This is a genomic window from Methanosarcina sp. A14 (genome assembly GCF_001729375.1).
In the GTDB taxonomy this organism is placed as follows: Archaea; Halobacteriota; Methanosarcinia; order Methanosarcinales; family Methanosarcinaceae; genus Methanosarcina; species Methanosarcina barkeri.
This window is the reverse complement of sequence record NZ_LZPK01000073.1, coordinates 1-12,377: the sequence shown is the minus strand read 5'-3', so window position 1 is coordinate 12,377 and position 12,377 is coordinate 1. Positions and strand designations below refer to the sequence as shown.

12 protein-coding genes and 2 pseudogenes are annotated in these 12,377 nt (G+C 39.6%); 10 read left to right on the top strand and 4 right to left on the bottom strand.

Annotated features, from left to right (window positions below; all coding sequences use genetic code 11):
* The 6 genes from A9239_RS04575 to A9239_RS04550 form a co-directional block, all read left to right on the top strand.
* On the top strand, positions 1-1,630 hold a 1,630-nt coding region (locus tag A9239_RS04575), incomplete at its 5' end, for a HEAT repeat domain-containing protein (RefSeq protein WP_141706365.1).
* A 584-nt stretch (positions 1,631-2,214) separates the two neighbouring features.
* Positions 2,215-2,829, top strand: coding sequence for a hypothetical protein (locus A9239_RS04570; protein WP_048155381.1), 615 nt, complete (start codon positions 2,215-2,217; stop codon positions 2,827-2,829).
* Positions 2,830-2,920: 91 nt separating this feature from the next.
* Positions 2,921-3,229: a hypothetical protein gene (locus A9239_RS04565; protein ID WP_054864419.1), complete on the top strand. Its 309-nt coding sequence runs from the start codon at positions 2,921-2,923 to the stop codon at positions 3,227-3,229.
* Between the two features lie 193 nt (positions 3,230-3,422).
* On the top strand, positions 3,423-3,950 hold the full coding sequence (locus A9239_RS04560; protein WP_052712754.1) for a tetratricopeptide repeat protein: 528 nt from the start codon (positions 3,423-3,425) through the stop codon (positions 3,948-3,950).
* Positions 3,951-4,398: 448 nt separating this feature from the next.
* Positions 4,399-5,250 (top strand): fumarate hydratase, encoded by an 852-nt coding sequence (locus tag A9239_RS04555; RefSeq protein ID WP_048117859.1) that lies wholly within the window; start codon positions 4,399-4,401, stop codon positions 5,248-5,250.
* Positions 5,240-5,815 (top strand): FumA C-terminus/TtdB family hydratase beta subunit, encoded by a 576-nt coding sequence (locus A9239_RS04550; RefSeq protein WP_048117861.1) that lies wholly within the window; start codon positions 5,240-5,242, stop codon positions 5,813-5,815. Before A9239_RS04555 ends, A9239_RS04550 begins: the two co-directional genes overlap by 11 nt.
* 339 nt (positions 5,816-6,154) lie before the next feature.
* Here A9239_RS04550 and A9239_RS04545 read toward each other — a convergent pair whose 3' ends face one another.
* The 4 genes from A9239_RS04545 to A9239_RS04530 form a co-directional block, all read right to left on the bottom strand.
* Positions 6,155-6,430 (bottom strand): ArsR family transcriptional regulator, encoded by a 276-nt coding sequence (locus tag A9239_RS04545; protein WP_230629185.1) that lies wholly within the window; start codon positions 6,428-6,430, stop codon positions 6,155-6,157.
* Between the two features lie 402 nt (positions 6,431-6,832).
* A complete protein-coding gene (locus A9239_RS04540; RefSeq protein WP_048155379.1) occupies positions 6,833-8,401 on the bottom strand; it encodes an MFS transporter in 1,569 nt (522 codons plus the stop codon).
* Positions 8,402-8,621: 220 nt separating this feature from the next.
* Positions 8,622-9,026 carry a hypothetical protein gene (locus A9239_RS04535; protein WP_230629186.1) on the bottom strand — a complete coding sequence of 135 codons (405 nt, stop codon included), beginning with the start codon at positions 9,024-9,026 and terminating at the stop codon, positions 8,622-8,624.
* Between the two features lie 9 nt (positions 9,027-9,035).
* On the bottom strand, positions 9,036-9,605 hold the full coding sequence (locus A9239_RS04530; protein ID WP_048117870.1) for an HdeD family acid-resistance protein: 570 nt from the start codon (positions 9,603-9,605) through the stop codon (positions 9,036-9,038).
* A gap of 285 nt (positions 9,606-9,890) precedes the next feature.
* Between A9239_RS04530 and A9239_RS20840 the strand changes: the two are divergent.
* The 4 genes and pseudogenes from A9239_RS20840 to A9239_RS04510 form a co-directional block, all read left to right on the top strand.
* A pseudogene (locus A9239_RS20840) lies at positions 9,891-10,052 on the top strand (pentapeptide repeat-containing protein); the annotation flags it as partial.
* Between the two features lie 288 nt (positions 10,053-10,340).
* Positions 10,341-10,862 carry a DUF367 family protein gene (locus A9239_RS04520; RefSeq protein ID WP_048155372.1) on the top strand — a complete coding sequence of 174 codons (522 nt, stop codon included), beginning with the start codon at positions 10,341-10,343 and terminating at the stop codon, positions 10,860-10,862.
* 269 nt (positions 10,863-11,131) lie between these two features.
* Positions 11,132-11,650 (top strand): TIGR00725 family protein, encoded by a 519-nt coding sequence (locus A9239_RS04515; protein WP_048117879.1) that lies wholly within the window; start codon positions 11,132-11,134, stop codon positions 11,648-11,650.
* Positions 11,651-12,119: 469 nt separating this feature from the next.
* A pseudogene (locus A9239_RS04510) lies at positions 12,120-12,377 on the top strand (DNA topoisomerase I); the annotation flags it as partial.

Here is a 12,377-nt window from a genome sequence, read left to right as displayed (position 1 = left end):
GCCAGATAAGCAACAGGCATGGAATGACTTACATAGACTGACTAATAATGAAAACAGTTATGTGAGGTCTGGTGCTGTCTCAGCTCTTGGTTCTGCGTTTTCTCAAGTGCCAGATAAACAACAGGCATGGAATGATTTACATAGACTCACCAATGATGAAGACAGTTATGTGAGATCTGATGCTTCCTCTGTTCTTGGTTTTGTGTTTTCTCAAGTGGTAGATAAACAACAGGCATGGAATGATTTACATAGACTCACCAATGATGAAGACAGTTATGTGAGGTCTGGTGCTACCTCAGCTCTTGGTTCTGCATTTTCTCAAGTGCCAGATAAGCAACAAGCATGGAATAATTTACATAGACTCACCAATGATAAAAACAGCAATGTAAAGTCTCATGCATCCTGGGCTCTTGGTTCTGCATTTTCTCATGTGCCAGACAAACAACAGGCATGGAATGATTTACATAGACTGGCCAATGATGAAGATTCGCTGGTGAGATCCTTCTCAAATCATTCTCTTGGAAGAGTTTCGATATTCATGGCTTCCCTGGCAGAAACATATGAAGATTACAAAAAAGAATTAGAAAAGGCAATAGAATTTTTCGAAATCGCAGCAAAGGAAGCATTTGGCTTTAATCCAGCTCAGTTTTGTCTCCCTTTTTATCGCTCATTCCATACAATTATTTTCAAAAAACAGGAAGCTAGAGAAGAAGTGAACAAATATCTGGAAGAAGCTGAAGCTGCAATTGAAGACTCAGAAAGCAAGAAACAGCTTTTTGAAGCTGTTGAAAACCTCGCAGAAGCATTAAAAGAAGTCCAGAATTTGGAAACTCTAGACATACAGGCGATGAAAGGCGAGCTTAATTTCTATAGAAAATACTGTGATCGTGCAGTAGAACTAATGAAAGATACTGAAGAAACAGCACCGTTAGCGACAGAAGTTATGAGAAAAGGACTACCTATTCTGGATAGAAATATAAAAAGAATCCTAGAAGAGATTCAAGAGAAAGCAAAAAATACATACAAGCAATCTCAAGGAACCGTCACAGAAAAAATTGCATACTCTGTTTGTAGGGAAGTTCAAAAATGGGAAATGGGTAGTCCAGAAGAAATGACACAAAAGGTAGAGGATATTGCATATGTTTTAAAAAAGAAAATTGGATACGTTTCCGAAAATGAGTATGTTTTGAATAAGATTGAAGCAATGAGATACGAAAGAAATCTGATAAAACAATATGAAGCCCTACTTTTCGTGATTGAGCAAATTCCTACTATCACAGTAGTTCCTGAAGATGTTGTAGTAGAAAATATCAACAAAGTAGGTCAAGAATTAGGAACAAAAGTAGATGGTCTTTCTCAAGAAATTAATGAGATAAGGATTAGCTTAAGCCCTGGCATAACACAAGAAATTGAAATTTCTTCAGGGATTGAGATTTTGGGAACAGGTGCAGCGCTAATAACAACGATTCCTTTACAAGAAATTTCTTATGCTGAACTTAAAGAAGATTTGCAAAGGATAAAAGGAGAGAATATTAGCAAATTGTCTGAGCTTCCAAAAAGATTAGCTAACAAAATTAAAGGTTATTTATTAATGAAAGACAGAGAAGATATTGTTGAGCAGTTAACTTGAAGTGTGTTATTTTTAGCGATCAGTCAACGAGATGTTATTGCCTGTTTTACTTGCTTTATACATGGATGTAAAAACGGCTTTATGGTGCTTTTTTCTTAAATATCAGCCAAGCGTTTTAATCATTTTTTATAATTAATAAAGATAGATATAATAGATCGTAAATCAAAAACGTTTAATATCTCTGAAAGCAATTTTCACTTGTAATCTTCGTTTATTGGGATAAACAGAGGTTTCATAAGCAAACACCAGAGGAGGATTAAAGGACTTCCTCAATAAATTTAACGCTTATTAACTGGATAAAATTGGTTTTTAGATCAGATTAAAGTGTATTTTTGATGGGAAAATTAAAATTAATCATTTTTTCCAAGAATAAAGCGTTTATACAACTGGTTATTTCGAATAATTTTGAAGGTCCCTAATCAGATACAAATTGACCATCCAATCGTCAAACTTTTGAGAATTTTGCGACATAGTTAAGATAACGACACAGAGCTTAAGATATTGTCTACTATATCATTAGTTATTTTGACAGTCAAGCATCGGTTAATACAAATTATGCGGACGTTGTACTTTGGAGCTATGCTATGAAGCAAGAATCAATACGTCAGACAAGAGTATCATTGTTCCTAATATCACTCACTTTTTTAGCTATGTGGATCGAATTCGTTATTTGTAAGTATATTACACCGAATATGCCTTATAGAGAGCTTATTAATCTCCTGACGCTATATCTCTTTTCACTGGTTCTTCCTGCAATTGGAATTTTAGTTTTTATTAAAAATATGAGAAGAATATCACCTAGGTGGTATTGGGGAGTTCCATTTCTTGTTGGAATTATTCTTAATACGTTTGTAAGGGATCTTACGTTTATGGTTCCATTTAGCCCAAACGCTGTTAACCTCTTTTATGGTCAGCCATTCCTTTCCAACTTTGTCACCTTTGATTCCACTACCATAAGCATCATTACTATATTCTTTTCCGTTGCCGTTGCACTTTTCTGCCTCTCTGTCCCAGAAGAAAAAAGAAAAAAATTGATGTTGCCTTTTGCACTTTCTCTCATTGCAGCATTTTCAAATATGATCCACTTTATAGTAGGTTTGATGGGAGAAAGTACTGTAGCCTATTACTCTTTTTTTGTATCTTCAATAGCTGTTTTTATCGTTGGTTTATTCTTCATGGTAATAGCTGATACGTTTTAATATCTTTTGGGATCACCTATATGTACATGCGTAATGTGCTCGCAAATATACTTGTTTTGAAAAATAGGTAAATCTGTAATCTTTTAGAGATTTGAGTAGTACTGATAGGCTACCCAGCCAACTAGCCAGTGAAATATATACTCGAAAGAATCCCTTCGGAATTATGGCAAAACTACAACAAAAAGCTATCAGTGAAAGCGGTTGGCTTATTATACCGCGAGATATTGTGCGAGCCAAAGGATGGCTTAAAAGCGACGAATTTCTTGTTATGGATGCGCCAAATGGTGTAAAATCAGTCATAGGAGATGAGGCTGTGAAACAACAGTTTGAGACCTTGAGTGGAATTAAAATGAAAACGTCTTTGTATCCGCAACTTATTGCATACTTCGAAATTATCTAAGGTCATAATACAACTGCCTGTTTTACTTGCTTCATATCTGAATGTAAAAATGGCTTTAACCGGCTCTGTATTTTTTCGTCTGTTAATCTGAATGTCTACTTTTCATGATTGTTTTTTGTTTTAATATTTTATATATAACGATATAATCATTTAAATACATTTAAAACATATAGTAATATGGAGATATAAAAATATGTACGAACCTCCTAACCAATTTCATTGCCTTGATGCCGATGTTTGGATTGAGATTCCAAATAGGGTAATAGGCGTTACTGGTAATTGCTATGTTGGACGGGATTACATCCCTAAAAACGGTAAAACGCAATATGATGTGAAGGTCTTCGTTAAGAAGATCAAAATGGAACAAGAGAATCCTGATACATTGATTAAAGACAATGATCTAGAATTATCTAAGAGTAAGTCAGATGACATTGGAACTTTGATTGAGAAAGGAGTGAATCTAAGGAATTTTAAAAAATATGACGAGGCCCTGCAAATATTTGAAAAAGTGACAGAACTCGAACCCTCGAATGCACAGGCATGGCATAATAAAGGAATTATTCTAGGAATCCTTAAGAAGTACAACGAAGCTCGGCAAGCATTTGAGAAAGCGATGGAAATCGAACCGGAGAAAAATCATAGGGATCGTAGTGCTCGTCATCTTCGTTCCGCTCGCAATAGGACCTCTGAAAGGGATCAGGGCAGCAACGTAGAACAGTAAACTAAAAGAACGCAAAACTTGATGACTAAACATTTCAAATGAGGGAATAAGAAGCGCAATATTAGACCCACGTATTTTTGGGATTCGAAAGTGATGCTTCAAATCCTGCTCTCTTTCCTTCTTTTTCTTCAATTGTTGTGGCAGGTCACTGACGAAACAGACCACATTTTGCAATATCTAAACTTCTCCTAAACCTATAGCTATTGAGTTCAAATTAATGAAAATCCTTTATTGCAGAGGATTTCTACAGAGCCCTTTAATCTAACTCCTTCATCCCAGCCGACTGCACAATTCCAGAATGTGGGCCGCTCGATATTTAAACGTTAAAAACAAAAAAGCGTTCCGGAATTTATCTCATAAAGCGCTCACTGTGTATCCGGTGCAGGATATATATTCATGCCTGCCTTTTGTTCTAAAGAGTTCATTTCTCCTATACAATGGTGATCTTTTGTCTACAAAAATTAGCCGTGAAAGTTTTATTCGGTCTATTGCAGACCTTTTAAGAAAAACGGAAACCGAGCTTCCTGATGATGTAGTAAACGCAATCAGGAAAGCTGAGGCCGCAGAAGAAAATCAGGTTGCAAAATTTCAGCTTCGGGCAATCCTGAAGAACCTTGAAATTGCAAAAAAACACAGGGTTCCCATGTGCCAGGACACAGGCATAATGATTTTTTTTGCGGAAATCGGGAGCGAGTTTCAGCCAGGTTTTGACCTTGAGGCTGCAATCAGAGAAGCAGTGATACTTGCAACAGCCGAAATTCCTCTCCGGCCGAACGCAGTCGATCCCCTGACCCGAAAGAACAGCGGAAACAATACAGGAGTTGGAATTCCGGATATTCACTGGAAAATTGTACCCGGAAACCAGTTAAAGATCACAGCTGCACCTAAAGGCGCAGGTTCGGAAAATATGAGTTCGCTGCGTATGTTTAATCCTACAGAAACCGGAAGTATCAAAAACTTCGTGTTAGAAACCATAGTAAACGCCGGAGGAATGCCCTGCCCTCCCCTGACCATAGGAATCGGTATTGGGGGTTCTTTTGATGCGGCAGCCAGGCTTGCAAAAGAATCCCTTCTTGAGCCTCTTGACGCCCCGATAGAGGGACTGGAACGAGAAATCTTTGAAGCTGTAAACGCCCTTGGAATAGGATGTATGGGGCTTGGAGGCAGCACAACTGCCCTTGCAGTGCGTGTAAAAAAAGCTCACTGCCACACTGCTTCCCTTCCGGTTGCAGTAAATATCCAGTGCTGGGCGAATCGACATGCTTCGGTTGTGTTTGGGGGGATGAGTAATGGAATATAACCTGAAAACTCCGCTGAAGAAAGAAGATATCGAGAAACTCAATGCCGGAGATATTGTCTATATCTCAGGGGAAATCCTGACAGCCAGGGACGAAGCTCATGCCAGAATTCTTGAAATGGGAGATAACAAAGAAGCTCTTCCTTTTTCCCTGGAAGGTGCTGTAATCTACCACTGCGGCCCCCTGATGCAGCAAACCGAAAACGGCTGGAAAGTAGTGTCTGCCGGTCCTACAACCAGCGGCAGGATGTCAAAAATGACTCCCCCTCTCCTGAAAGCCCATAACGTTCGGGCAATCATAGGAAAAGGCGGGATGAAAGGCGTAGCTGATGCTTTGAAGAATGGCTCCGTCTATCTGGCTTATACAGGCGGATGTGCAGCCCTTGCCGCAGAGTTAATCAAAGAAGTAAAAGCCGTCTACTGGCTTGACCTTGGGATGCCTGAAGCTGTCTGGGTGCTCAGAGTGGAAAAATTCGGGCCGCTTATTGTAGGGATTGATGTAAAAGGAAAGGATATTTTTGCCGAGGTAAGGGAAAAAGCTCAAAAGCAGCTTGAAAAGCAAGGATAAGTTTTTGAAATGCTTATAATACAGAAAAAAAATTGTTAAAAGGTTTGGATTTCAGAGACAAATTATTAAAAAGTTTGAATTTCAGAGACAAATTATTAAAAAGTTTGAATTTCAGAGACAAATTCATAAAAAGCTTGAAAATCAGGGATAAGGACAGCATTTCTTCATTAGCTGGCAGCAGAGATTAAGGGTGATAGGCAAATGTCGTCTGGGTCTTTACCTTAATCTCGATTAGCTGCCGGTAGTAAGTTCGGAAAAAGGTTTTTTTAAATAGGCTGCTGGATTAGCAAGTTCAGGAAGAAGGTTTTGCAGATTTTTGAAGATATCTCAAAAGCCCACTTACTTGTAATTGTTTTCAAGCTGTCTGAAGGCTTTTACAAGAGATTCCATTTTTCTAACAATGATTTTCCCAATAAGGGAAAGTTCATATATCTTTTCTTCCTGAATCACGAGCCCTTTTTCCTTCAGTTTTTTAAGCTGGGGCAGAATTGCGACTGAGTTCGTATTAAGCTCATTATTGATCTCTTCAATGGTTCGAGGCTTTTCTTTGAGGAGGAGAAGCAGGTCGGTCCTTTTTTCGGAAGACAAAAGAATTGTGATCAGGTTAGATCTCATCACTTTTACTTTATAAAGGATAAATATATATTTTATCATCCTTAAATTTAAATTCCTTAATAAATTAGTTTTAGGATTTTGCTTAGTAGAAAAGTTCTGTTTTTCAAGTTCTGTTTTTCAAGTTCTGTTTTTCAAATAGAACTCCATGAAAATGGATATACATGTTTTTACTCTCAATAAAATAGGGTTGTATGCTTAAGTTATTGATCAATTCCTAAAAACCAAATAAGCCCATCTTATTTAAGAAAAATGTAAAGAGAGTCTTATGCATATTTTTTTCAATAACTCATGCCCGCTACTTAATGGATAAAACAGAAAAAACATGTTCATCCTGCAATATATTTCAAAAGTGACTCGCCCAACCCAAAATTCTCACATATTCTTTCGAACTATCGACTATTTTTATATCTCAGTTTGCGAAGGAACCAGGATCTCAGGCGGGAGAAAGATTGAGACAATTATGCCAAGTATCGCAAAAACCACCAGTCCCCAGAGGGAAGTTTTTATCCCGTGAATGCGGGCAATTTCGTTTACTTTCAAGACCTTCTGTGAAAGGTCAGGAGGAGCATCTTTCAGGATAGCTGTCAGTTCTTCATCGCTCAAAAAGCGGGCGTTATCCTCTACTGCCGATATCACAGAAGGCTTGAGCTCCTCTGGAATAGCAGTACTGTCATTGATAAGGTTAGTGGCTCCTCCGACTAGGCCCACAATAACTATGGAGCCCATAAGGGCAGTTCCAATAGCCATGCCCAAATTCTGGGAAGTGCTCATAAGAGCAGCTGTCTCGCTTGTCCTTTCAGGACCTACCTGGGAGAGGATGAGGTTCATTATCTGCGATGCTATAACTCCTGCGCCTATACCTATTAAGGCAAAACCGGTCAGCAGGGCAAACCCTCTGACCTCCACATTAATGGTTGCAATAGCCAGTAACAGCCCTGCGATAAGTACAAGTAGCCCTACCTGAATAATGCGCTTTGGGGCTATGCGGGAAGATAACCGAGATGCTGTGAGCGAAGCAATTAAAAGTGGTATGGAAAGTGGAAGGTAGAGAAATCCTGTCTGCATAGCATTGAGACCCATGGCAATCTGGAGGAAAAGAGCCATACTGAACAGAAAACCTCCTATAAGAACGGTCTGAACCATCTGGACAAAAATACCTGAAGTAACCCTGCGATCCCTGAGCACGTCAAGTCTTACGAGCGGCATCTTCCCCAGAGTAATGACATGAAATTCCCAGAGGGCAAAACCCAACAGGATAATGCTTCCTGCTAAAATAAACACTGGGGTCGGGGAAAGCCCGAATGGAGAAATTTCAATTCCTCCTATTGAGAAGGGATGACGCGCTTCCCACCAGCCATATGTCCCTGCCAGTAATATCCCAAAGACAATAAGCCCCATTCCCAGCGCAGAGATTATCGAGCCGACTATATCCAGCCTGGGTTTCTCTTCAGTCTCAAGGGGCGCATCCAGAATATACCGGCTTAACAACAGGATAATAATCACGATTACTACCTCCCCGCCAAAGGCAAGCCTCCAAGTGTACTCAGTTGTCAGCCAGCCTCCTATAATGGGCCCGAGTGCAATCGCGCTTGCAACGATTCCTCCTAAAATGCCGTAAGAAAGTGCACGGTCCTTTCCGCTGTAGTTTGAGGTCACGAGCGTCTGAATGGCAGGCATTACAAGGGTAGCTCCTAATCCTTCAAGGATTGACCAGCCTATAAACAGCACAGCCATTGTCGGGCTGATTGCAGTCAGGAACGAACCACTACCATAGATGATCAGTCCTGTCCTGAATGCCCTTTTTCGACCAATAATATCTCCAAGCTTTCCTCCGGTGATCATAAGTGATGCCATTACAAGAGAATAGAGTGTAATGGCAGCCTGGACGGTGGCAACGTTAGTGTCAAAATCTTTGATGAGTGTAGAGATAGAAACATTCATTATCGTCGTATCAATAACAAGCACAAACATTGCAAGCACGAGAGAAGCAAGTACAGTCTTTCTTTCTATGTCAACACCTCCTGTAGTAAAATATAAAGGCGTAATCTCTGCAGGAAGAAGCTCACATAATTCTGTTTACAGCCAGTAGAGTTTATAGCCGTAGACCCAGAGAAATTAAAGAATAAGCAGGAAGGCGTAAATTTTTTCATTACTGAAGACTCTTAATTTATGCCACCTGCATCTTCGCTCGTTAAGCCATTCTGAATGCTTCTCTTACACCCGGCAGCATGATATAGATGAGAATTAGGGTATTCGCGAGAACTGATAAATTCACATCATACCATGAACCTCCTGTAACTAGTAACACAAAATCAATGCACAAGTTGAATATCGTAATAACAGCCAGAAACATCCAGGCTTGCTTGTCCACCTGCCAGAGCATCTGAGCCAGCCACACCCATATGTAGGCGAGCAGGCCATACAGCAGTGCATACCAGAGACTGAAAACACGGCCCTCAATTACCCCTAAAAAGGGAAAAAAGCCGAGGAACCGAAGCATTACAATAGCGTTTAAAAACGCCAGAACAACAGCTACAAAAGTCAGTATTGTGACACCAATAGGTTTTTCCATACTCAAACTCCCCCTGTCCTGCAATAACCTACATCAGGTTCTCATTTTTAATCCCCAGATAAGTGACCCGATTCCCCCGAGAATCAGGAAAAAACCGAATATCCATGGTAAGAACAGGACTCCTACAAGAGAATTGGTTAGAAGAAGCAGGCCGAGAATCATGGTGAGGACACCAATGATTCCTATTCCCCATCCTCCTCCTTTAAGAGCCAGGACAATTTTTACGACCCCGTTGATAATAGCCCATACCCCTATGAAAATAATGAATAATGTAAGGACTATGAAAGGACTGTAGATTGGGTACGTCAGTATAACAACTCCTGCAATAATGCTCAGGATACCCGAAAGCAATTTCCATACCCTATTACCCGAAAATATCAGCGCTCCTATGACAGAAAGAATCCCTTCTGCCAGCCAGAAAATACCAAGAATCTGTACAAGAAAGACAGTGGTTGCTGCAGGTCTGTATAAGAGGAATAATCCTACAAGGATGGCAATGATCCCTTCCAGAAGAACCACCCACCAGGGTACCTGCAGTATTTCATATCCAATTTCATATTCAGATTCAATTGATTGTTCCGTAACATCAGCTGGTTGTTCCATATAGCCCACTCCCCAAATATTTAGTTCTTCAACCAGTACTCCCCGAGGCGGAAATATATACCTGAACACCGTTAAAGGAGTATCTTTTTCCCGATATGGGACTTCATGCTTCTGGATGATTTATCTACACTTAGAAATAGCCAGAGTCAAAGAGAATATATCCTTCTCCCTCTCAAAGAAGAATAGTTTCCTTCTCCAGGTTCAATTCATCGATGGAGCCAGCCATAATAGTGCAATCTCCCCCATAAATACCACTAACATTGCTGGTAAAGAACATTTACTGAATGCACTTTTACTGAATGCACTTTTACTGAATGCACTTTTACTAAATACACTTTTACTGAATGCACTTTTACTAAATACACTTTTACTAAATACACTTTTACTAAATACACTTTTAATGAATGCACTTTTTCCATCACGAATTACCGGTATGACGTAGGCTAAAGTAAAATGTTTATTTATCACTCAACATCACAAAGATAGGATACTATAAAACATCATTTTTCAATATTTTCAATATTAACTCATCTTCAATCTTTACCAGAGACGAAGCAGTGGTATAACTAATTGTATATTAACCATTATATATAAGCTATTTTATTATTTGTTTTTAAAAAATTTTCCAGTCATTAATAAATGTTAAATAACAATTACACAGGCGAGCAGATAAAAGAAAAAACAGGTAAATAAGGAAGCTATTTAAATAGGATCTCATCATCCAGAGGATCAGTAATGAATCCGACAAATCAACGGGATATTTCCCTTTATATCTATCATGCCGGGCAGTGTGACCCGAAAAAATGCACTGGAAGGAAATTGGCTCGCTTTGACCTTGCCCGTCTTTATGACAGGATATCAAGATTGCCAAGGTCAGCGATCCTTCTTGACCCTACTGCAGAAAAAGCCCTATCTCCTGCCGACGATTACAGAAAAGGGATAATCGTACTCGATTGTTCATGGGAAGAAGTGGAAAGGGTTTTTCCCGAACTTGCGAAGCTGAACCTTGAGCACAGGGCTCTTCCATATCTGCTTGCAGGCAATCCTGTAAATTTCGGAAGGCCTTTCAAACTTAATTCAGCAGAAGCCTTTGCAGCAGCTCTCTATATTCTGGGGCATAAAGAACAGGCTGAAAAAGTCCTTTCCAAGTTTAATTGGGGGCACAGTTTTCTCGAACTCAATAAGGAACCACTTGAAGAGTATGCAACCGCAAAGAACAGTACTGAGATCGTGGAAATTCAGAGTCATTACTTCTAACTACCTATTGCCCATTATTTCTGACTATCCATCATCCACTATCTCTGAATACCCATTGTCCATTATTTCTGATATCCATCGTCCATTATCTCTGAATACTCGTTGTCCATTATTTCTAACTATTTATTGTTCATTATCTCTGATTATCCATCATCCATTATCTCTGACTATCCATTGTCTCTAACTGTTTTTGAATGCCAGCAAATTCGGGCTTATTTAAAGAAAAATACTCGTAAAAGACCTGAAATGAAGAAAAGGATGTTTGCGCAATGAAAGTACCGGTGAAAGCAGAGAACAGAAAACAGATAGGAGTTATAGGTGCAGGAGCTTGCGGCAGTGAGGTCAGAGTTCTTGCAGAAAGGGTGGGAAGAGAGATCGCAAAAAGAGGAGCGGTTCTGCTTTGCGGAGGTCTGGGCGGAGTTATGGAAGCCGCTGCATACGGAGCAAAGCAGGAAGGAGGAATAACCCTGGGAATTTTGCCTGGAGCTCTGAGGGAAGAAGCAAATCTCTGGATAGATATCGCGGTTGTTAGTGGAATGGGACATGCCAGAAATGCTCTTATAGCTCAGTCTTCGGATGCATTGATTGCGGTTAATGGGGAATACGGAACACTTTCGGAGATAGCCTTGGGTCTGAAAATGGGGAAACCTGTAGTCGTGGTTGAACCAGGCTGGAAAATTGAAGGCGTTCACAGAGCAAAAAGTCCGGAAGAAGCTGTAGAACTTGCTTTCAGGCTGACTGAAGATAAGGGAAAGTCCTTTAGGGAAAGTACTAAGGAAAAGTACTAAGGAAAAGTACTAAGGAAAAGTACTAAGGAAAAGTACTAGAAAATAGCTAAAAATAGTTAAAAACAGCAAAAAATAGCTAAAAATACTAAAAACACTAAAATACGGTTTAAAACATATGAAAACAACTGAAAATAACTGAAAAAATTTGAGAAGGCTTAAAATATTAAAAGGAATTAACAGGGAAAATATCCCATAGAGAACCGTATCCCATAGAGTTGTGAAGAGATAAATAAGGACAGATAAGTAGAAGAGTTTAACGGGTGGATGAAGACTCTAGAAAGGCAGATGGAGAGCTCTGAGCCTAATTTTAGTTACGGATGACAGCGTATTTTATGATTCAATCCAAAAATATATATTGGAAAAGGAAACTTCAAAGAATTAGGAGGCAGGCTTTGTCTCAGACTGGAAGGAGATTTGGGGTACGTTAGTATTCCTCCAGAGAATTTAAAAAATTATACCGGAGTTTTAGATGCACCTTATTGTAACGGAAAAAAATATAGCAGCAAGGAGGATAGCTGCGATTCTGGCTCCAAAAAACCCGAAGAAAGATAGAGTCAGCGGAGTAGACGTGTACCGGTATGAGATTGTGTCCGATGAAGAGAAGCAGGAGACTGTAGTTGTAGGGCTGTCGGGCCATATCGTAGGGATCGACTTTCCCAAGGAGTACAATAACTGGCAGAAAGTGGAAGCTAAAACCCTTATCGACGCCGACATCATAACAACTCCT